The 22104-nt window shown below is 71.8% G+C and carries 14 protein-coding genes; 8 read left to right on the top strand and 6 right to left on the bottom strand.

The genetic code is table 11. From position 1 onward, the window contains the following. The first annotated feature begins 5 nt into the window (after positions 1-5). The 6 genes from BM290_RS05590 (at position 6) to BM290_RS05565 (ending at position 8319) form a co-directional block, all read left to right on the top strand. Complete coding sequence (locus BM290_RS05590; protein ID WP_239143392.1) at positions 6-1709, top strand: DNA polymerase Y family protein; 1704 nt, start codon at positions 6-8, stop codon at positions 1707-1709. An 11-nt stretch (positions 1710-1720) separates the two neighbouring features. Further along, on the top strand, positions 1721-5038 hold the full coding sequence (locus BM290_RS05585) for an error-prone DNA polymerase (RefSeq protein WP_093610653.1): 3318 nt from the start codon (positions 1721-1723) through the stop codon (positions 5036-5038). Between the two features lie 53 nt (positions 5039-5091). After that, positions 5092-5451 carry an SSI family serine proteinase inhibitor gene (locus tag BM290_RS05580; protein ID WP_239143391.1) on the top strand — a complete coding sequence of 120 codons (360 nt, stop codon included), beginning with the start codon at positions 5092-5094 and terminating at the stop codon, positions 5449-5451. Positions 5452-5477: 26 nt separating this feature from the next. Next, positions 5478-6248, top strand: a complete 771-nt coding sequence (locus tag BM290_RS05575) for a methyltransferase domain-containing protein (protein ID WP_093610649.1) — start codon at positions 5478-5480, stop codon at positions 6246-6248. Between the two features lie 104 nt (positions 6249-6352). Next, on the top strand, positions 6353-7612 hold the full coding sequence (locus BM290_RS05570; RefSeq protein WP_373871032.1) for an alkaline phosphatase family protein: 1260 nt from the start codon (positions 6353-6355) through the stop codon (positions 7610-7612). A 317-nt stretch (positions 7613-7929) separates the two neighbouring features. Continuing rightward, positions 7930-8319, top strand: a complete 390-nt coding sequence (locus BM290_RS05565) for a DUF3040 domain-containing protein (protein ID WP_093610647.1) — start codon at positions 7930-7932, stop codon at positions 8317-8319. A 1248-nt stretch (positions 8320-9567) separates the two neighbouring features. Here BM290_RS05565 and BM290_RS05560 read toward each other — a convergent pair. Genes BM290_RS05560 through BM290_RS05550 form a run of 3 tightly spaced genes read right to left on the bottom strand, consistent with a single transcriptional unit; the run spans position 9568 to position 14338 of the window. Further along, positions 9568-12012 (bottom strand): transglutaminase TgpA family protein, encoded by a 2445-nt coding sequence (locus BM290_RS05560; RefSeq protein ID WP_093610645.1) that lies wholly within the window; start codon positions 12010-12012, stop codon positions 9568-9570. Next, positions 12009-13301, bottom strand: a complete 1293-nt coding sequence (locus tag BM290_RS05555; protein ID WP_093610643.1) for a DUF58 domain-containing protein — start codon at positions 13299-13301, stop codon at positions 12009-12011. The genes BM290_RS05560 and BM290_RS05555 overlap by 4 nt, the downstream gene beginning before the upstream one ends. A 2-nt stretch (positions 13302-13303) precedes the next feature. After that, on the bottom strand, positions 13304-14338 hold the full coding sequence (locus BM290_RS05550) for an AAA family ATPase (RefSeq protein WP_093610641.1): 1035 nt from the start codon (positions 14336-14338) through the stop codon (positions 13304-13306). Between the two features lie 420 nt (positions 14339-14758). Between BM290_RS05550 and leuS the strand changes: the two genes are divergently transcribed. Next, positions 14759-17566, top strand: coding sequence for a leucine--tRNA ligase (gene leuS / locus BM290_RS05545; RefSeq protein WP_373871031.1), 2808 nt, complete (start codon positions 14759-14761; stop codon positions 17564-17566). Between the two features lie 65 nt (positions 17567-17631). Continuing rightward, entirely contained in the window at positions 17632-18885 is a 1254-nt protein-coding gene (aroA, locus tag BM290_RS05540) for a 3-phosphoshikimate 1-carboxyvinyltransferase (RefSeq protein WP_093610639.1), read from the top strand. 263 nt (positions 18886-19148) lie between these two features. Here aroA and BM290_RS05535 read toward each other — a convergent pair whose 3' ends face one another. Genes BM290_RS05535 through BM290_RS05525 form a run of 3 tightly spaced genes read right to left on the bottom strand, consistent with a single transcriptional unit; the run spans position 19149 to position 21852 of the window. Then, positions 19149-19874: a TVP38/TMEM64 family protein gene (locus tag BM290_RS05535; protein ID WP_093610637.1), complete on the bottom strand. Its 726-nt coding sequence runs from the start codon at positions 19872-19874 to the stop codon at positions 19149-19151. Between the two features lie 54 nt (positions 19875-19928). Beyond that, positions 19929-20642 carry a type 1 glutamine amidotransferase gene (locus tag BM290_RS05530; RefSeq protein ID WP_093610635.1) on the bottom strand — a complete coding sequence of 238 codons (714 nt, stop codon included), beginning with the start codon at positions 20640-20642 and terminating at the stop codon, positions 19929-19931. Next, positions 20632-21852, bottom strand: coding sequence for a Mur ligase family protein (locus tag BM290_RS05525; RefSeq protein ID WP_093611227.1), 1221 nt, complete (start codon positions 21850-21852; stop codon positions 20632-20634). Before BM290_RS05525 ends, BM290_RS05530 begins: the two co-directional genes overlap by 11 nt. Between the last annotated feature and the right edge of the window lie 252 nt (positions 21853-22104).

Here is a 22104-nt window from a genome sequence, read left to right as displayed (position 1 = left end):
GGGCAGTGGAGGCGGGAGTTCGTACGTTGCTGGTCTGGTGTCCGGACTGGCCGGTGGTTGCCGCGGAGATCGTCGCCGGGGTGGTGGCCTCGGAGCCGGTGGCGGTGTTCGCCGGGAATCGGGTTCTGGCCTGTTCCGAGACGGCGCGGCGGGAAGGGGTCCGGCGGGGGCTGCGGCGGCGGGAGGCGCAGGGGCGCTGCCCGCAACTGGTGGTGGTGGAGCACGATCCGGGGCGGGATGCCCGGGCGTTCGAGCCGGTCGTCGCGGCCGTCGAAGAGGTGGTGGCGGGGGTCGAGGTGCTGCGGCCGGGGGTGTGTGCGGCGGCGGTTCGGGGGCCGGCGCGGTATTTCGGCGGGGAGGAGGCCGCGGCCGAGCGGGTCGTCGAGCAGGTGGCGCTGGCCTGTGCGGTGGAGAGCCAGATCGGGATCGCGGACGGGGTGTTCGCCGCCGGGATCGCCGCGCGTACCGGGCGAGTCGTGGAAGCCGGGGAGAGCCGGGCGTTTCTGTCGTCCGTACCCATTGATGCTCTTGAGGAACCTCAGCTCACCGACCTGCTGAAGCGTCTCGGGGTGGTGACCCTCGGGGATTTTGCGGCGCTGCCGCCGGGGGATGTGCTGACCCGGTTCGGGTTCGAGGGGGCGCTGGCGCACCGGCTCGCGTCGGGGGGTGATGTCCGGCCGCTCGCTGTGCGCCGGCCGCCGCCGGACCTGGCGGTCGAGGAGACCTACGACGAGACGCTGGACCGGGTGGATGTGGCCGCGTTCGCGGGGCGGGTGCTGGCCGAGCGGCTGCACGAGCGGCTTGCCGCGCACGGTCTGGCGTGCACCCGGCTGGGCATCGAGGCGGTCACCGCGGACGGGCAGGAGCTGGTCCGGGTGTGGCGGCACGACGGGATGCTGACGTCCGCGGCGATCGCCGAGCGGGTGCGCTGGCAACTGGACGGGTGGCTGACCGGGGCCCGGCGCGGGCGGGTGGCGCAGCCGACGGCGGGGCTGGTACGGCTGCGGCTGGTGCCGGACGGGGTGCTCGCGCATGTCGGGCTGCAGCCGGGGCTCTGGGGTGAGGCCGGTGACGGGCGGGAGCGGGCGCATCGGGCGTTCAGCCGGGTGCAGGGGCTGCTCGGGCCGGGGGCGGTGCTGACGCCGGTGCTCGGTGGCGGGCGCTCGCCGGATGATCAGGTGCGGCTGGTGCCGTGGGGTGACGAGCGGGAGCCGGAGCGGCCGGCCGCCGGGCAGACCGAGCCGATTCCGGGGATCGACACGGTGCCACTGCTGGCGGACGGGAGTGAGCGGGAGAGCGAGAAACGGACGGACACCGGTTTCACCATGGTCGAGGTGGGCCGGAAACGGCGGCGCGGCAAGGCGGCCCGGCCGGCGCCGCTGCCACCGTGGCCGGGCCGGCTGCCTCGGCCCTCGCCGGCGGTGGTCCTGGCGCATCCGCTGCCCGCGGCGGTTCACGACGAGACCGGCGCCCCGGTCGGGGTGAGCGCCCGCCTGGAGGTGACCGGCGGGCCCGCGACGTTGCGGATCGACCGTCGTCAGCCGATGGCGATCGTCGGCTGGGCCGGTCCGTGGCCGGTGGACGAGCGCTGGTGGGCGCCTGACGAGGCGCGCCGGCGGGCCCGGTTCCAGGTGCTGCTGGAGGACGGGCGGGCGCTGCTGCTGTCGCTGGCCGGCGGCCACTGGATGGTGGAGGCGATCTATGACTGAGGGGCGCGGCGATGGGCTTCAATAATCCGGACATTCCCTGGTCACGGTTGGAGGGGGCGCTTTCCGGGCGGACCGTGGTGGATCCGCTGGCGGTCGACGGCGACGGCGGGGACTCGCCGGCCTGGACGCGGAAGCGGGAGCCGTACCGGGCCGCGCCCGGCCTGATCCGGTCGGAGAGCCGGACGCCGTACGCCGAACTGCACTGCCACACCAACTTCAGTTTCCTGGACGGGGCGAGCCATCCGGAGGAGCTGGCCGAGGAGGCGGCCCGGCTGGGGCTGACCGGGCTGGCGGTGACCGACCACGACGGCCTGTACGGGGTGGTCCGCTTCTCGCAGGCGGCCCGTGAGCTGGAGTTGCCGACGATCTTCGGCGCCGAGTTGTCGGTGGGCCTGACCCGTCCGCGCAGTGGCGAGCCGGATCCGGAAGGTCCGCACCTGCTGGCGCTGGCGCACGGCCACGAGGGGTACGCCCGGCTGGCCCGGGTGATCTCCGAGGCCCAGTTGCGGGGCGGGGAGAAGGGCCGCCCCGACTACGGGAGCCTGGAGCAGGTGGCCGAGCTGCTGCGTGATCACGTCCTGGTGCTGACCGGCTGCCGCAAGGGCTCGGTTCCGCTGGCGCTGTCCACCGGAGGCCCGTCACAGGCGGTGTACGAGCTGGACCGTCTGGTGGCGAACTTCGGCGCCCCGAACGTGGCCGTCGAGCTGACCGATCACGCCGACCCGTACGACGCCGATCGCAACGACGTCCTGTTCGACCTGGCCCGCAGCCGTGGCCTGGAGGTGGTGGCCACCAACAACGTGCACTACGCGACCCCGTCGCGCCGCCGGCTGGCGACCGCCCTGGCCGCGGTCCGGGCGCGCCGCAGCCTGGACGAGATGGACGGCTGGCTGCCCGCCGCCGGCGCCGCCCACCTGCGCAGCGGTGACGAGATGGCCCGCCGGTTCGCCGACTATCCGGGCGCTGTGGAAAATGCCGCGATGTTCGGTGACGGGCTGGCCTTCAGCCTTGACCTGGTGGCGCCCCGGCTGCCGGACTATCCGGTGCCGCCCGGCCACACCGAGATGAGCTGGCTGCGGGAGCTGACCATGCGGGGCGCCGCGGTGCGTTACCGGGACAACCCCAAGGCCCACGAGCAATTGGAGTACGAGCTCCGCATGATCGAGGAGCTGGGCTTCCCCGGTTACTTCCTGGTCGTGTACGACATCGTGCAGTTCTGCCGGGACAACGACATCTACTGCCAGGGGCGGGGCTCGGCCGCCAACTCGGCGGTCTGTTTCGCGCTGTTCATCACGAATGTCGACGCGGTGAAGCACCGGCTGCTGTTCGAGCGGTTCCTCACCGCCGAGCGGGACGGCCCGCCGGACATCGACGTGGACATCGAGTCCGACCGGCGCGAGGAGGTCATCCAGCACGTCTACGAGAAGTACGGCCGGGAGCACACCGCCCAGGTGGCGAACGTGATCTCGTACCGGCCGCGGTCGGCGGTACGGGACATGGCGCGTGCGTTCGGGTTCTCCCCGGGCCAGCAGGACGCCTGGAGCAAACAGATCGACCGGTGGGGTGACGTGGCGACCGGCGAGGACATCCCGGACATCGTCGTCGAGGCGGCCAACGAGGTGCAGGACTTCCCTCGCCACCTGGGCATCCACTCCGGCGGCATGGTCATCTGCGACCGCCCGATCATCGAGGTCTGCCCGGTCGAGTGGGGGCGGATGCCGGGCCGCACCGTGCTCCAGTGGGACAAGGACGACTGTGCCGCCGTCGACCTGGTCAAGTTCGACCTGCTCGGGCTGGGCATGCTGTCGGCGCTGCACTACGCGTACGACATGATCTCCGACGAACTGGACATCGGGACGATGCCGCTCGACGACCCTGAGGTCTACACCATGCTGTGCCGGGCCGACTCGGTCGGGGTGTTCCAGGTGGAGAGCCGCGCGCAGATGGCCACGCTGCCCCGCCTCAAGCCCCGTGAGTTCTACGACCTGGTCATCGAGGTGGCGCTGATCCGGCCGGGGCCGATCCAGGGCGGGTCGGTTCACCCGTACATCCGTCGCAAGAATGGTCTGGAGAAACCGGATGTGCCGCATCCGCTGATGGCGAACGCCCTGGCCAAGACGCTGGGGGTGCCGCTCTTCCAGGAGCAGCTGATGCAGCTGGCGATCGACGTCGCCGGCTTCGACCCGGCCGAGGCCGACCAACTGCGGCGCGCGATGGGTTCGAAACGCTCCATGGAGCGGATGGAGAGGATCAAAAACAGACTGTACGAAGGGATGGCCGCCAACGGGATCACCGGAGCGCTGGCCGACGACCTGTTCGTCAAGCTCTCCGCGTTCGCCAGTTACGGCTTCCCGGAGAGCCACGCCATGAGCTTCGCCTACCTGGTCTACGCGAGCGCCTGGCTCAAGCGGTACCACCCGGCGGCGTTCTGCGCGGCCCTGCTCAACGCGCAGCCGATGGGGTTCTACTCCCCGCAGACGCTGGTCGACGACGCGCGGCGGCACGGTGTCGAGGTGCGGCGGCCGGACATCAACCGCAGCGACGCGGCGGCCACACTGGAGACCGCACCGGAGAGCCGGCACCGCAGCGAGCCGGGGGAGCCGCCGCACGCGTGGGGGCTGGGCGGCCCGGCGGTCCGGCAGGGGCTCGCGCGCATCCGCACGATCGGCGACGAGCTGGCGGCCAGGATCGAGCGGGAACGGCGTACCCATGGTCCTTATCGGTCAATGACGGATCTGGCACGGCGTACCGGATGCTCCGCCGGACATCTGGAGGCCCTCGCCACCGCCGACGCCTTCGCGAGTTTCGGGCTGTCGCGCCGTGAGGCGCTCTGGGCCGCGGGAGCGGCCGCCCAGGACAAACCGGACCGGCTGCCGGGCACGGTGACCGGCGTCGAGGCGCCCACGCTGCCCGGCATGAGCGACGTGGACGTGCTGGTCGCGGACGTGTGGGCGACCGGGCTGTCGCCGGACACGCATCCGGCGCGGTTCCTGCGGCCCGAGCTGGACCGTGCCGGGGCGCTGCCGATCGAGCGGCTGGCCGGGGTGGAGGGCGGCACCCGGGTGCGGGTCGGCGGGATCGTCACGCACCGGCAGCGGCCGGCGACCGCGGGCGGGGTGACCTTCGTGAACCTGGAGGACGAGACCGGGATGCTGAACGTGACCTGCTCGCCCGGGCTGTGGCTGCGCTACCGGCGGGTGGCCCGGACCAGCGCGGCGCTGCTGGTGCGCGGGCGGCTGGAGAAAGTGGAGGGGGTGCTCAACCTGATCGCGGACCGGCTCGACGCGGTGTCCCCGCCGGTTGCCGCGACATCACGCGATTTCCGGTGATTTGCACCTTTAGCGGTGTACGGTGCACTGCGAAAGTCATCCGGGGGTGCCACATGATTCGTACGATGATTTGTCTCGCCATGGCGTTCGCCGTGCTCGCCGGACCGGCCGCGCAGGCGTCGGCAGCCGGTCCGTCGAAGCTCACGCTCTCCTACGAGACCAGATCGGTGAAGCTCACCTGCAGTCCCGCCGGCGGCGGCCACCCGAAAGCCGACCAGGCCTGCGCCACCCTGAGCAGCGCCGGCGGCGACCCGGCCAAGCTGAAAGGCGGCGACTCGCTCTGCATGCTGCTCTACCAGCCGGTCACGGCCAGCGTGAAAGGCACCTGGCGAGGTAAGGCGGTGAAGTGGCGGCAGACCTTCGGCAACAGCTGCGAGATGACCCGCGCCACCGGTGTCCTCTTCGACTTTTAGGTGGACGTCGCCGATAGGCTGCTCGCGTGGAAACTTCTGCACGCACCGGCCGCCCGCACGTCACGGCCCGCACCGCCGCGGTCTGGGCCGTGCTCCGCCGTGAGCTCGACCGGCAGGCCGGCCGCGAGCTGACAGTGCTCGACGTCGGCGGCGGGACCGGCGGGTTCGCCGTGCCGCTCGCCGAGGCCGGCCACACCGTCACCGTGATCGACGCCAGCCCCGACGCGCTCGCCGCCCTCACCCGCCGGGCCGCCGATGCCGGGGTCGCCGACCGGGTCCGGGCCGTGCAGGGCGACGGCGACGCGCTCGCCGCCCTCGTCGAGCCGGGCAGCGCCGACCTCATCCTCTGCCACTCCGTCCTCGAGGTCGTCGACGACCCGGCCGGTGTGGTCGCCGCGATCGCGACCGCCCTCCGCCCGGGCGGCGCGGCCAGCATCCTGGTCGCCGGCCGGGCCGCGGCGATTCTCGGCCGGGCCGTCAACGGGCACCTCAAGGCGGCGTCCGCGCTGGTCACCGACCCGGCGGGCCGGGCCGGGCCGCGCGACACGCTGCTTCGCCGCTATGACGCGGCGGGCGCCACCGATCTGCTCACCGCCGCGGGGCTCCAGGTCGAGGACACCCAGGGGGTACGGGTGGTGGCCGATCTCCTGCCCGCCGCGGTTCTCGAGGAGGACCCGCAGGCCGTCCTCGAGCTGGAGTTGGCGCTGAGCAACCGCGCGCCGTTCCGGGATGTGGCGTCCCAGCTGCACCTGTTCGCCCGCCGCCCGGGCAGCGGGGTCGTCCCGGAGCTGTCGTGACCAGCGGTCCCGGCGTCCCGGGTTCTCCTTCGGCCTCGTCGGCTTCGCCGGGTGCCTCCGCTGCCGTGTCCCCTTCATCGGCTTCGCCTTCTTCGTCGAGTTTTGTGCCGGCTCCGGGTGGGCGGGAGTTGCCGCCCGTCCCCGAGGACGGGCTGCCGGACGAGGCGTTTCTCGTCGTGACGCCCGCATACGGCGCGGGCAGTCTGGCCGACCTGATGCCGAGCGTGTCCGCTGTCCTCGGGGTGCCGGGCGCGCCGGACGTCCTCGGCCTCTGCGAGGAGCTGGCCGGGGTGGACCGGATCGGGGTGCTGCTGGTGGACGGCCTCGGGGCTTATCAGCTGTCGACCGCTGCACCGTTCGCGCCGACTCTCGCGTCCCTTTCCGGTCTCGGCGGCGCCTCCGCTCTCGCCGCTGCCTCCGGGTTGTCCTCCGGCTCCGCGCTTCCCGGTGTTCCCGGCCTCTCTGTCCGGACTCTGACCACCGGGTTTCCGTCGACCACCCCGGTCAGCCTGGTGACCGTCGGCGCCGGAGTTCCGCCGGGCGCCCACGGGGTCCTCGGGTTCACCGTCCGGCGGCCGGACGGCCGGATCCTGAACCACATTCACTGGTCCGACGACCCGGATCCGTACCAGTGGCAGCCGGTCCCCACCGCTTTCGAGACCGCCGCGGCCGCCGGGGTCGCGGTCACCCTGGTCAGCCGCTCGCTCTACCGGGGCACCGGGCTGAGCGTGGCGGCGAACCGGGGCGCCCGATATGACGTCGCCGACGACGGGCCCGCTGTCGCCGAGGGCATGCTGGCGGCGCTGCGGTCCGGGCCCGGCCTGGTCTACGGCTACCACCCCGATCTTGACAGGGCCGGCCACGAGTGCGGGGTGAGTTCCCCCGACTGGGAGGACGCGGCCCGGGGCGTCGACGCGATTCTCGACCGGCTCGTGCACGAACTCCCGCCGAACGCCGCGCTGCTGGTGATCGCCGACCACGGCCAGTTGAACGTGCCCGCTTCGGCCCGATATGACCTGTCCACCGGGCCGCTGGCCGACGGCCTGGCCGTTGTCGCCGGCGAGCCGCGGGCCCGCTACCTGCATGTTCGGGAGGGAGCGCGGGATGACGTGCTGGCCACCTGGCGGGCCGTGCTCGGCGACGACGCCCGGGTGATGGTGCGGGACCAGGCGATCGCCGAAGGATGGTACGGGCCGATGGCCCCGGCCCACGCGGACCGTATCGGTGACGTGGTGGTCCACTGCAGGAACCGGGCGGCGGTGGTCGCGTCCGGCTGGGAACCGCCGATGGCCGGGCAGTTGGTCGCCTACCACGGGTCGGTCACGGCGGCCGAGATGACCGTACCGCTGCTGATCGCCCGATAAGATCTATTTGCGTCAGTCGATTTGTCCGCCTTCCGGCAGCAACTCTGCCGATCATGTGTTGAGGCAGCTCACGGGGCGTGATCAGGGCCACATGCTGCGGTGACGGACGTCTCGTGCGGCCGGGTGATCGGTCTTTTGGGACGAACCGATCTTCCGGACATGGAAAATCACCCGCACTCGGCGGTCGTCCCGCTTTCCGACCCGCCAAGCCGCTCGTAGACTTGCGTGATAAGGCAGCCGACGGCTGCCCCGCATCATCACACCTGCACCACCCCGACCCCACCACGGGGCCGGACATGCGCCCGGGGAGGAATGCCGTGCCGCTCTCGGAGCACGAGCAGCGGCTGTTCGATCAGATCGAGCGGTCGCTTGCCGAGGACCCCAAGTTCGCCTCGGCTGTGCGGGCCAGCGACCCGCGTTTCCACGCACGGCGCCGGCTCCTGGTCGCCGCGTTCGTGATCGTCATTGGCTTGGCACTGCTCGTCTACGGAGCCGTCAGCCAGAACACGCCGCTCGGCGTCGCCGGATTCGTCGTGATGCTCGGATCGGCGGCCTTCGCCATGCAGTCACGCCGCCGCATCCAGACACCCGACCTGAAATCCGTCGGCGGCACCGCATCACGACGCACCCGCCAGAGCCGCAAGAGCGGCGGCTTCCTCGAGCGACTCGAGGACCGCTGGCGTCAGCGCCCGGAGGGCCATCGCTGACCTAGCCGAGCCGGCCCCAGCCCGGCTCCCGACGAACGGCGGCCGACCCCGGCCGCCGTCGTCGTGCTTCCGCACGCCCTCATCCTCCCCGAACCACCCGTGTCACTCCCGGCCGCCCGTTGATCCGGTCCCGATCGTTGGCGCTGCTCGGCCGCATCGGATTGTCTTCTGCGTGCGCGCTGCTCACCGCGTTCGGGCTGCTGCCCGCGTTCGGGAATCTTCCCGCGTTTGTGCTGCTTCCCGCGGTCGGACTACTCGCCGCGTTTGTGCTGATCCCCGCGTTGGAGTGCTTTCTGTGGCCGGACTCCTTCCGGTGTTCGCTGCTTCGGGTGTTCGCGTTGCTTCTTGTGTTCGCGCTGCTTCCCGTGCTCGGGTGTTGTAGATCCAGAGACCCGGCGTTCGCGGTCTTCACGAGTACTGGCCGTGCTGGTCGTGCCACAGCCCCATGGCGTGGGCGCCGGTAACCGTAGGCCGCGACGTCCTGACGTGGGCGCCGGAAACCGTAGGCGGCGATGCCTTGAAAGGCCAACGGCACCTTCCCTCGCCCGAGCGGCGACAGTCGCGTGCGAACGCCGTCCGTGGTTGTCGACGGCGCCTGAAAACTGAACCCTTCTGGACGCTTGGGTTCGAAAGGGGTCAGCTTTCGGGCGTCCTTGAGAGTGGTGACCTTCGGCCGGCGTCCCAGAGCCGACGACCCGATCCAGAGTTTCGCGGGCGAACGACAGCGCGGGTAGAAACCCCAGGAATTCCGGAACCGGATCACTCCCCGGCGACCGCATGCCCATCCGCGCGCGTTCCAGGGAAGCGCACCCTCCCGGAAACGCTCCTCGTTTGATCGTCCAGCGACAGAAGGCGGTCTCATGGGAGAAATCCGGGAGCGGCAACGGCGCCGGAACGCTTGGTGAGCGGGGGCTGATCGAGGCGGTGTCTGGTCAGGTGGCGAGACGGTCTCGCTCGGCACCACGTCAAGTCGTGGCCGGGTGGGCGAGGGCGCGGTGTCGCTGGGCGGGTCACGGCGGGTCGTGATCGGGGTGGGTGAGGGCGGGTGCCGCAGGCCGGGTAGTCACGGGGTGGAGGGCCGGACCACCGCATATGCCCGGCGGCGGCGCTGCGGTCGGGAGCCGGGACCGCGTCGCCGGCGTCGTGGCGGGACGGTGTGGTTGCGGTGGGGGCGGAGTGGCCGTACCAGAAAAGCGATGGACGCCGTCCCGGAAGACGGCGCCCATCGCTGGAAGCGGACCGGAAGGGTCAGCGGGTTCTGGTGAGGAGGCGGCGCGGGTTGAACCGGGTCAGGGACTCGCGGAGGCCGGAGAGGCGTTCCGCGGTCCGGGTGGACCATTCGGACAGGCCTGCGCGCCAGTTGAGCAGCACCGATGGTGGTAGCAGGGTGGCGCGGAGACGGGTGCGGCGGGAGGCTGAACCGGACATTCCGGAGCGGATCCGGCGGAGGGCGGATGTCAGCTCGGCGCCCTGGAGGGGCTGCCGGGCGTAACGGGCCCGTTCCTCGGCGGTGCCCAGCAGGGTCGCTGCCTCGGCCGGTTCGCCGGTCAGGGACAGGTCACGGACCAGGCGCTGGGCGGTGACCCGTGGCGTCTCGGTCGGGTCGACCGGGACCTGGAAGTCGACCATCGAGTCGATCAGCTCGTCCCACGCGGCGTGTGCGTCCTCGCGGGCCCGCCCGGTCTCGGCGGTGACGGTGAGGTCGGTGATTCCCTCTGCGGCGAGGACCACCGGCGCCACCGGAGCCGTTGCGGCATGCCTCCGCCGCCGCACCAGGACCCGGCGCAAGGCTGGGACCAGCAGCAACGCCAGCAGAAGGGCGATGCCGGCGGCGATCCACAGGCCGGTCCAGTCGGTCGTCTCGGGAGCCGGGCCGGTGGTGCCGGCCGGATCCTCGCCGACGCCGGACTTGTTGGGGCCGTTGGCGGCGCCCGGGTCGCCGGACGAGTCCGGCACGGCCGCGCCGGGGCCCGTCGAGGTGGACGCGGTGGGCGTGGGGCGGTCGACGTCGGGCGCCCAGTTCGACCCGGAGCGGGCCGAGCCGGTGACCCCGGCGGACGGGGTGGCGTCGAACGGCACCCAGCCGAAGCCCTGGAAGTAGACCTCGGTCCAGGCGTGCGCGTTGCGGTTGGTGATCGTGAAGACGCCGCCGCCGGCCGGGGTGCCGCGGGTGAAACCGAACGCCACCCGCGCCGGGATGCCGGCCGCCCGGACCATCCAGGCCATCGCCGCCGCGTACTGCTGGCAGTACCCGGTCTTGTTGGTCAGGAAGTCGGCGATCTCCGAGGCCTTGCCGGTGGTCTGGGTGGCCAGGCTGTACTTGAAGCCGTTCTCCTTGGAGAACCAGTTGTAGATCGACCGGACCTTGTCGTAATCGGTGGTCTTGCCCTTGGTCAGGCGTGCGACCTCGGTCTCGACGGTGGCGTCGCCGGGTGTGGCGGTGTAGGCCATCAGCGCGTCGTTCGCCGCGAGCCGCGGGGCCTGGCGCAACTCCTCGGGGGAGTACCGGGCCCGCAGGTAGGTGATGTCGTACGCCTGGTCGCGGGTGGTCGTCCGGCTGGAGTAGAGCACCTGCTGGTTCTGGTCGTACGCCCAGGAGCCGTTGAGGTTGTTGATCCCGATGGCGTACGAGTACAGCGGCGCCATGTTCTGCTGGAGGTCCTTGGTGATCTCCACGCGCGCATGGTGCTCGGTGTAGCTGCTCAGCTGGGTGGCCGCCTGCCGCCGTGGGTCGGGCAGGCCCAGGCCCAGCCCGCTGCCCCGGGGTGACTCGTTGCCGAAGCCGTTGTCGTTGAGCACGTCGGCGATCGCGAACCGCAGGTAGAACGGTTCCGGCTCGTCGGTGGTGACCTTGAGCAGCGGGATCGTGGTGGTGTGGTTGAGCTGGCCGCTCAGCGAGGCGAACAGGTTGATCCGCCCGCCGGTCCCGTTGCCGCTGCCGGGACCCGTCCCGGCGCCGCTCTGGGTGAGCTGGGTGAGCAGGCCGCCCTCCACGTTCGGCACGGCGAGCGGCAGCACCACGGCCACGAGCATCCCGGCCACGCCGATCCGCCGGCCGGCCGCGGCGAGCGGGGACGGCTCCCAGACGTCGACGTCGCGCCCGTCGCCGGTGAAGCGGCGGCCGAACCGGCGCACCCGGTCGACGTTGTCGGCGACGAGCAGCCACATGAAGCCGGCCGCGCCGATGACGAACGGGATGGCCGGGACGCTGTCGGTGTAGACGGCGACCGGGATCGAGTAGATGGCGAGCATCGGCAGGCCGGCCAGGGCCGGACGGCGGAACACGGCGGTCAGCAGGTCGACCACGATGCTGACCGCGCCGACGCCGAGGACCGCGACGAACAGCAGGCCGTCACGGTCGGGCACCGGGACACCGAAGGCCCGGGTGTCCTCCCCGGCCTGCCGGAGCAGGTCCGCGAAGTGGGCGAACGTGTCCGGCGTCGGGACGATGATCTCCTTGCCGCTGGAGAACATCCAGGTCAGGGCGAGGAGCAGAGCCAGCGTCATGCCGGCGGCCTGCGCCCAGGTGGGGAACCGGAACGTCCGGGTGGCCACCGCGGCGCCCTCGATCAGCGCCACGGCGAGCACGCACTGCGCGATCCAGGTCCAGGACTCGAAGATCACGGTGAGCGGGGCGGCGGCGAGGAGCGTGGACCCCGCGGCCACCAGGCCGAGTCGGCGGCGGCCGGTCATCGGGTCACCCCGCTGACCGTCGTCTCCGCCATCGCGGCGCGGTAGGCGAAGCCCTGCGAGCCGCGGGCCACCGTCGGCCACAGCGCGGCGAGCGTGTCGCCGTGCGTGACCGGCACCGACCGCCAGCCGGCGCGGATCAGGGCCAGCGACGCGGCCGCGTGCTCGCGCTCCGCCTCGGCCGCGCCCGACGGCACCCAGGTGGACGTGTCGATCGCGAAGCCGATGCAGGTCGCGCCGTTGCCGCGCAGGCCGCTGAGCAGCTCCGCCTCGGCCACCGTCAGCGCGCCGAACAGGCCGATCACCAGACCCCCGTCGTTACGCCGCCGGACGTGCTCGATCAGCACCGAGACGTCGCCGTTCTGGTCGGACTTGACGTCGGCCAGGGTGTCCAGGATCAGGCCCTCGCCGCCGCCCTCGGTGGCGTCGATGTCGGTGCCCGAGCCAGTCACCAGGCGCACCTTGTAGCCGGACTCGCGCAGGTGGACGGCGATGCTGGCGGCCGCCGACACGGCCCATTCGAAGCTCGCGGTCGGGCCCTCGCCCCGGTGGGCGTAGCCCCGGGTGTCCAGCACCACGGTGGCCCGGCTCTCCCAGGGCTGCTCCTCACGGCGGACCATCAACTCACCGGTACGGGCTGTCGACCGCCAGTGCACCCGGCGCAGGTCGTCGCCGCGACGGTACTCCCGGGTGGCCGCGTCGTCCTCGCCGTGCACCGCGACCGAACGGGCGCGGCTCTCGCCGGTCCCCGCATACTCCCCGGCCAGCCGCACCCGGGGGAGCGAGAACACCTGCGGGATCACGGTCAGCCGGTCGACGCTGGGGAACGACCGGGTCAGCTCGCACAGCCCGAACGGGTCGGTCAGCCGGACCATCAGCGGGCCGATCGGGTAGCGGCCGCGCACGTCGGCACGCACCGTGTACGCCACCGAGCTGGCCTGGTGCGCGCCGAGGCGCTCCAGCACCACCCGGGGGCGGCTGCCCAGCGCATACGGCAGGCGGTCCTCCAGCAGCATGGTGCCGGTGGGGAGCCGGGACAGGTTCTGCAGTCGCAGGATGACCCGCGCGCTGGACCCGACCGGTGTCCGGGCCGGCTCCAGCGAGCGGGTGCAGGCCAGCTTGTACCGGCTGCGCCCGACATACCAGGCGGCCAGCAGCGGCAGGACGGCCAGCAGCACCGCCACTCGCAGCAGGTCGCTCTCGCCGAGGATGAGCGCGGAGACCGCGGCGGCGATGGCCGCGGCGATGAACGAGCGGCCGCGCGTGGTGAGTCCCCGCAGAGCCTCCCGCATGCTCACCGCCCCCGTGACTCGTACGAGGCGCGGCCGTCCCGGGTGTCGTAGGGATTACGGGCGTGCGGCAGCGGCAGCCGGTGCACGATCTCCGAGACGATGGCATCCGTGGTACGCCGGTTGAGCTGGGCATCCGCGGTCGGGATGATGCGGTGCGCGAGGACCGGCACGGCCAGCGCCTGCAGGTCGTCGGGAAGCACGTAGTCACGGCCCTCGAGCGCCGCCACCGCCTTGGCCGTACGGATCAGCTGCAGCGTGGACCGGGGCGACGCGCCGAGCCGGATCTCCGGGGCCTCGCGGGTCGCGGTGACCAGGGCGATCGCATACTGCTGGACGGCGTCGGCGGCGTGCACCGCGCGGGCGGTCTCGATCAGCCGGCGGACCAGTGCCGCGTCCGCCACGGCACGAAGATCGTTGAGCGGGTCATGATCACCGTGGCCGCTCAGCATGGCGAGCTCGGCCCGTGGGTCGGGGTAGCCCATCGCGATCCGTGCGGTGAACCGGTCCCGCTGCGCCTCGGGGAGGGGGTAGGTGCCCTCCATCTCGATCGGGTTCTGCGTGGCGACCACCATGAACGGCGCCTGCAACTCGTACGTCGTGCCGTCGACCGTGACCTGCCGCTCCTCCATGCACTCCAGGAGGGCGGACTGGGTCTTCGGGGACGCCCGGTTGATCTCGTCGCCGACCACCAGGTTGGCGAAGACCGCGCCCGGCTTGAACTCGAAGTCGCGCGTCTCCTGGTTGTAGACGCTGACGCCGGTCACGTCGCTGGGCAGCAGGTCGGGCGTGAACTGGATGCGCCGAACCGAGCAGTCGATCGAGCGGGCGAGCGCCTTGGCCAGTTTCGTCTTGCCGACGCCCGGCACGTCCTCGATCAGCAGGTGGCCCTCGGCGATCAGGACCGCGAGAGCCAGCCGCACCGTCGCGCTCTTGCCCTCGATGACCTGTTCGATGTTGGCCATGATGGCTTGGGCCGCGGCGCGGAACTCGGCGCTCGTCAGCGGGCCTGCCGGCTCGCCCCAGGTCGGCGTTGTCACGGGCCTCCTCCAAAACGTGTCTACCCCCGTACGGCGGCGATCACCCACCGTCAAGGGCACCGTAAGATCGCGGGCGCCCAGCGGCCGAGGGCCTCCGGCGCTCGTTGCCCGTCCCCACAGGTTAGCCCCGTCCGCGCGCAACGCCGAAAGGCCTGATCGAGGGGGATTCGGACGAACTCGGGCCATCCGCCGTCCCAGGCGGTCGCCTGTGGACAGCCGGGAGTATGTCACGCGCCCGCCATACCGGTCGCCGTCCGTGACGAACGGGGGGTATCATCCACGCATGGCTCGGTTCGTTCTGCTCCTTAGCCAGCCGTGCTGATCCGCTGACCCGACGCGGACCAGGCACGGCAACCCCTCCTGCGCGAGGGGCTTTTTTGTGCCCTTCGGAGCCTCCTGACCGAAAAAAGACGAGACGAGATGGTGAAGATGAGCGAGACCGAGACCCCGCCCTTCCGTTACACCGCCGCGCTGGCCGGTGAGATCGAGCGGCGCTGGCAGGACTTCTGGGACGCGCACGGGACGTTCTACGCGCCCAACCCCTCCGGCGAGCTGGCCGACCCCGAGCATCCCCGGTCCGGCGCACCCAAGCTGCACGTGCAGGACATGTTCCCGTATCCGTCCGGCGCCGGCCTGCACGTCGGGCACCCGCTGGGCTACATCGGCACCGACTGCTACACCCGGTACAAGCGGCAGGCCGGCTTCAACGTGCTGCACCCGATGGGCTTCGACGCGTTCGGCCTGCCCGCCGAGCAGTATGCGGTGCAGACCGGCACCCACCCGGCGGTCACCACCGCGGCGAACGTCGAGCGGTACCGGCAGCAGCTGCGGCGGCTGGGCCTGGCGTACGACGACCGGCGGTCCTTCTCGACGACCGACCCGGAGTACTACCGCTGGACCCAGTGGATCTTCCTGCAGATCTTCAACTCCTGGTTCGACCCCTCGGTCGGCAAGGCACGACCCATTCAAGAGCTGATCGAGTCGTACGAGTCGGGCGCTCGTGGCCCGGAGTGGGCCGGTCTGTCCGCCACCGAGAAGCGCAGGCTGATCGACGACCACCGCCTGGCGTATGTGTCCGAGGCGCCGGTGAACTGGTGCCCCGGCCTGGGCACCGTGCTGGCCAACGAGGAGGTCACCCCGGACGGCCGCTCCGAGCGGGGCAACTTCCCGGTCTTCCAGCGCAGCCTGAAGCAGTGGATGATGCGGATCACCGCGTACGGCGACCGCCTGGTGGAGGACCTGGACGCGCTGGACTGGCCGGAGCCGGTCAAGCTGATGCAGCGCAACTGGATCGGCCGGTCGCGCGGCGCCCACGTCGACTTCCCGGTCGCCTCGTCCGAGGGCGTCATCCGGGTCTTCACCACCCGCCCGGACACCCTGTTCGGCGCCACCTACATGGTCCTGGCCCCGGAGCACGAGCTGGTCGAGTCGATCGTGCCGGCGGCCTGGCCGGACGGCACCCACGAGGTCTGGACCGGCGGGCACGCGACCCCGGCCGAGGCCGTCGCGGCCTACCGGGCGACCGCCGCCGCGAAGACCGAGGAGGAGCGGACCGCCGACGGCAAGGTCAAGACCGGCGTCTTCACCGGGGGGTATGCGATCAACCCGGTCAACGACCAGCGCGTGCCGGTGTTCATCGCCGACTACGTGCTGGCCGGCTACGGCACCGGCGCGATCATGGCGGTGCCCGCGCACGACGAGCGTGACTTCGAGTTCGCGACCGTGTTCGAGCTGCCGGTGGTCCGGACCATCGAGACGCCCGAGGGCTTCGAGGGCGCCTGGGTCGGCGACGGCGCGGTGATCAACTCGGACTTCCTGAACGGCCTGAACAAGGACGACGCCAAGGCCGCGATGATCACCTGGCTGGAGGAGAACGGCAAGGGCGCCGGCGCGACCACCTACCGCCTGCGGGACTGGCTGTTCAGCCGCCAGCGGTACTGGGGCGAGCCGTTCCCGATCGTCTACGACGAGACCGGCCTGCCGATCGCGCTGCCCGAGTCGATGCTGCCGGTCGAGCTGCCGGACGTCGACGACTTCTCGCCGCGCACCTTCGACCCGGACGACGCGAACTCCGAGCCGGAGACGCCGCTGTCCCGCAAGAAGGACTGGGTGCAGGTCGAGCTGGACCTGGGTGACGGGCTGAAGACGTACACCCGGGAGACCAACACCATGCCGCAGTGGGCCGGCTCCTGCTGGTACGAGCTGCGCTACCTGGACCCGAAGAACGAGAAGTTCGCCGTCGACCCGGAGAACGAGGCCTACTGGATGGGCCCGCGCTCCGAGGGCGACCCGGGCGGTGTCGACCTGTACGTGGGCGGCGTCGAGCACGCGGTCCTGCACCTGCTGTACGCCCGCTTCTGGCACAAGGTGCTGTTCGACCTGGGCCACGTCTCGTCGTTCGAGCCGTTCAAGAAGCTGTTCAACCAGGGCTACATCCAGGCGTACGCGTTCCAGGACGCCCGTGGCTTCTACGTGCCGGCCGAGGAGGTCGTCGAGCGCGACGGCAAGTACTTCCACGGCGACGTGGAGGTCGTCCGCAGCTACGGCAAGATGGGCAAGTCGCTGAAGAACGTCGTCACCCCCGACGAGATGTGCGAGCAGTACGGCGCCGACACGTTCCGGGTGTACGAGATGGCGATGGGCCCGCTGGACGTCTCCCGCCCCTGGGAGACCCGTGCCGTCGTCGGCTCGCAGCGGTTCCTGCAGCGCGCCTGGCGCCTGGTCGTCGACGAGGAGACCGGCGCGCCGCGGGTCACCGACGAGCCGCTGGACCCGAAGACCCGCAAGGTCCTGCACCGGATCATCGCCGGCGTCCGCGAGGACATGGAGGAGCTGCGGTTCAACACGGCCATCGCCAAGCTGATCGAGCTGACCAACACGCTGACCCCGCAGGAGACGGTGTCGCGTGAGGCGATCGAGCCGCTGGTGCTGATGATCTCGCCGTTCGCGCCGCACATGGCCGAGGAGCTGTGGAGCAAGCTGGGCCACGAGGGCTCGCTGGCGTACACCGCTTTCCCGGTCGCCGACCCGGCCCAGCTGGTCGCCGACGCGATCACCTACCCGGTCCAGGTCAACGGCAAGGTCCGCGGCCGGGTCGAGGTCTCCCCGGAGACGCCCGAGGAGGAGGTACGCGCGGCCGCGCTGGCCGCCGTCGCCGAGGCGCTGGCCGGCAAGGAGCCGAAGAAGGTCATCGTGGTGAAGGGGCGCCTGGTCAGCGTCGTCGTCTGACCACTTCGTGGAACGGCCCGCCCGCGCCTGCCGGGGGCGGGCCGTTCGCCTGTTGAATCAGGGGCATGCCGGACGTGCTCGCTGTCGCACCGCTCACCAAACCCGTCGACGCGACGGTCCGGCCGCCCGGCTCCAAGAGCATCACCAACCGCGCGCTGCTCTGCGCCGCCCTCGCCCCCGGCACGTCCACGCTCACCGGCGTCCTCTTCGCCGACGACACCCGCGCCATGATGGGCGCCGTGGCCGCCCTCGGCGCCACCGTCGTCACCGACGAGCAGGCGTGCACGGTCGCCGTCACCGGCATCGACCCCGCGGCCACGACCGGCGCCGGCACGATCGACGCCCGCCAGTCCGGGACCACCTCGCGGTTCATCCTGCCGGCGGCGGCGCTCCTGCCCGGGCGGACCGTCGTCGACGGCGCCGAGCAGCTGCGGGCACGGCCGTTCGGGCCGGTCCTCGACGCGCTGCGGCAGATCGGCGCCGGAGTCGACGAGCTCGGCGCGCCCGGGTTCCTGCCGGCCGCCGTCACCGGCCCCGCGCACGGCGGCCACGTCGAGGTGAGCGGCCACATCTCCAGCCAGTTCCTGTCCGGTCTGCTGATGGCCGGGCCGCTGATGCCGCGCGGGCTGACCGTCGCGCTGACGTCACCGCTGGTCTCGGTGCCGTATGTGGAGATGACCACGGCGGTGATGGCCGCGTTCGGCGTCACCGTCGACGGCCTCGCCGTGCCGGCCGGCGCCTACCGTCCGGCGGCGTATGCGATCGAGCCGGACGCCAGCGCGGCCTCCTACTTCCTCGGCGCGGCGGCCATCACCGGCGGTCAGGTCACCGTTTCCGGTCTGGGCGCGGAGAGCCTTCAGGGGGATGTACGGTTCGCCGACGTCCTGGAACGGATGGGCGCCTCGGTGAGCCGTACCGCGGATTCGGTGACCGTCCGTTCCACCGGCCGCCTCCACGGCGTCGACGTCGACATGGCCGACATCTCGGACACCGCGCAGACTCTCGCGGCCGTGGCCGTCTTCGCCGACTCCCCGACCCGGGTCCGCGGCATCGGTTTCATCCGCGGCAAGGAGACCGACCGCATCGGCGCCGTCGTCACCGAGCTGCGCCGAGCCGGCATCGACGCCGTCGAGGACCCCGACGGCTTCACCATCCACCCCGGCGCCCCACAGCCGACCCGCTTCGCCACCTACGACGACCACCGGATGGCGATGAGCCTCTCGTTGATCGGTCTCCGGACCCCCGGGATCGAGATCACCGACCCGGCGTGCGTGGCGAAGACCTACCCCGCCTACTTCACCGACCTGGCCACCCTCTAGCGGCCTCCCGAGGTCACGATCTGCGCGACCCGGGACCCGCGACCCGCGACCCGCGACCCGCGACCCGGGACCCGCGACCCGCGACCCGCGACCCGCGACCCGCCCGCCACCCGCCACGGACGGGGACGCGTCGCGGCGGCACGGCTTGCGGGCTCGGGCCATGACTGCGAAACCTCTCCAGCCGGCCCTCACCCGACCGCCCCCACGCCGCCCGGAAGGGTGCGGCGCCGGGTTCGCCGTGAGGTGCCGCGGAAGGGTGGAGGTCAGGCCGGGGTGGCGTCTCGGCGGGCGGTGTGGCGCCAGCGCAGGATGATCACGGTGGAGAGGATGAAGCTGACGGCGGCGGGGGCGAGGGTCAGCAGGTTCATGTCGCCGGGGGCGGCCACCGCGGCGCCGATGATGGCGTAGGTGACCGTGGACGGGATGGCGGCGATCGTGGTGCCGAGCAGGTAGCGCTTGCGGCAGACGCTGGTGGCGCCGTAGGCGTAGCCGACCAGGCCGAACGGGGCCAGGGGGAGGAACCGGACCAGCAGGACGGCGGCGAGGCCGCGACGGTTGAGCCAGCCGTCGAGGCGGGCCAGGCGGCTGCCGGCCCGGGCCTGGAGGGCGCCGCGGCCGGCCCAGCGGCCCGCGTAGTAGGTGGCGACCGCGGCGATCACGGCGGCGGCCAGGGCTGCGGCGCCACCGGTGACGGCGCCGAGGAGGGCGCCGCAGGTCATGGTGATCAACGTACGGGGAACGAGCACCGACAGCAGCATGCCGCCGAGCACCGCGACCGCCACGACCGCGCTGGGACCCATGGCCGACAACGTCTCGGCGATCTCCTTGAGCGGGAGAGCCGCGGCGACACCGGCGAGGGCCGCCACCCCGGCGCCGAGCACGGCGAACCGGGTCAGACGGCGCTTCCACCCGGTGGCGGGGCCGGCCTGCTCAACTGCCTGAGGGTCCGCGGGACTGGTGCCCCGCGGGGCGATCAGGTTGTCGGTCATGCAGGCCTACCGCCCCAACTGTCGTCGGTTGTGGACAAGGTCTCGGATAACAGGTCAGGCCGGGGTCGCCGCGGCGAGTCGTTCGGACCGGAGCCGGTCGGCCCAGGTGTCGTCGAGAGGAGCCAGCCTATCCGCGCCTGTCGCCCAACGCAGTAGCAGATCGGCTATCGCCGGGTTGCGGGCGAGCGCCGGCCCGTGCGAATACGTCCCGAGGATCTTGCCGGCCCAGGCGCCCTCGGTCTGTCCGTCGTTGCCGATGCCGCCGGTCACCCGGGCGAGTGGCGCGGCGTGGGCGCCCAGATGCGTACGCCCTCCGTGGTTCTCGAATCCGGTGAGCGCCGGCAGGCCGAGCCGTGGGTCGATCTCGCCGCGGAGCTCGCCGACCGCCCGGGTCTCGCCCCGGTCGGACGTGATGTCCAGCAGGCCCAGCCCGGCGCACTTGGCGCCCTTGGCGAAGAACGAGTGGCCGAGCAGTTGGTAACCGGCGCAGATGGAGAGGACCGCGGCGCCCTGGGCGACGGCCTGGTGGAGCCCGCCGTCGGCGATGAGGCGCTGGGCGGCCAGGGCCTGCGGGCCGTCCTCGCCGCCGCCGATCAGGTAGATGTCGGCCGTGTGCGGCATGCTCTGGTCGGAGCGGACCTCGTAGGTCTCGGCCGGGATGCCGCGCTCGGCGGCGCGCCGGGCGAGGATCAGCATGTTGCCGCGGTCGCCGTAGGTCGAGAGCAGATCCGGGTAGATCCACACGATCCGCAGGGCCTCAGTTGACACGGTCCAACTCCGCTCGGATGTCCTGGAACGCCGTGTAGTTGGCGATCACTTCGAGGCGGCCGGGCGGCACCGACCGCAGCGCCTCGTCGAATGTCTGTACGTGACGGAACTGCACCTGGTTCACCTGGAGGCGGACGGCCAGGTCATACGCCCGGTCGCCGGTGATCAGCACCGGGCGGTCGCGCAGCGGGGAGAAGTCGACGTCGTAGAGCCACGACGTGTCCAGCCCGTCGGGGTCGCGCGCGTTGATGGAGAGCAGGGTCGGCGCCTGGTCGGCCATGTCGAAGGCCTCCAGCCAGCTCGCCGGGTTCTTCGCGAGCAGCAGCCGGATGTTGCGCCCGTCCCGGTCGACCTGCGCGTAGCGGCCGGCGATCGACGCGACCCGGGAGAGCCGGGGGAGCGCCTCGATCGGCCGGACCCCGAACTCGGCGGCCACGGCCAGCGCGGTGGCGGCGTTGCCGATGTTGACCCGGCCGGGCAGCTGCAGCTTGACCAGGTGCCAGTCGCCGCGCGGGTCGATGACGCCCTCGTCCTCGACGACCCACTGCGGGCGTGGGCGGCGCAGCGGGCAGCCGGTGCACCACCAGTCGCCCTGGGCGCGCTCGATCGGGTGGCCGCTCTCCGGGCAGACGAATGAGTCGTCGAGCCACCGCTGGCCGGCGCTGAACCAGGTGACCTCCGGGCTGCCGGCCGCGGCCCACACCACCATCGGGTCGTCGGAGTTGGCGACCACGCGGATCTCGGGGTGGCCGGCGAGCGCCGTCTTCCACAGCTGCGCCATCATCGCCACCTCCTTCGCCCGGTCGAGCTGGTCGCGGGAGAGGTTGAGCAGCGCCACCACCCTGGGCCGGGTCTGGTCGATGACCTGGGCCAGGTAGTGCTCGTCGACCTCGAGGACCGCGAACGGGGTGTGCCCCTCCTTGGCGAGCGCCGAGGTGTGGCCGGTCGGCATGTTGGCGCCGAACGAGTTGGTGGCCACGCGGCCGAGGACGCCGACAGCGGCCGCGGTGAGCCGGGTCGTCGTGGTCTTGCCGTTGGTCCCGGAGACCAGCGCGACGGCGCGGCCGGCCGCGAGGTGGGCCAGCAGGTCGGGGTCGATCTTGAGGCCGATCCAGCCGCCGATCACCGAGCCGTCGCCGCGGCCCGCGGCCCTGGAGAGCGCCGCCGCGGTCTTCGACACGGAGGTCGCGACCTTGGCGATGAGAGGCATTCCGTCCGTCACGCCAGCGAGGGTACCGGACTCGAACGTCACGACGCGTTGCCAGACCGTCAAGATCACGGTGTGGCCGGTGTTTTCCCCGGTCCGGGCTTTTCGGACGTCTGCCACGTTGGTGACGGGACTATTTGTGTGTTCTGTTTCACCCGTAACCTTCAACGCTATGTATCTGTCTCACTACTTTCGGTGGGAGCATTTGTCACGTGGAGGTAACAAACTGGACACCGACATGTGTGCCAATTACTG

It is taken from the genome of Actinoplanes philippinensis, from assembly GCF_900113015.1.
Classification (GTDB): Bacteria; Actinomycetota; Actinomycetes; order Mycobacteriales; family Micromonosporaceae; genus Actinoplanes; species Actinoplanes philippinensis.
The sequence above is the reverse complement of the archived record's forward strand: the minus strand, read 5'-3'. Positions and strand labels throughout refer to the sequence as shown.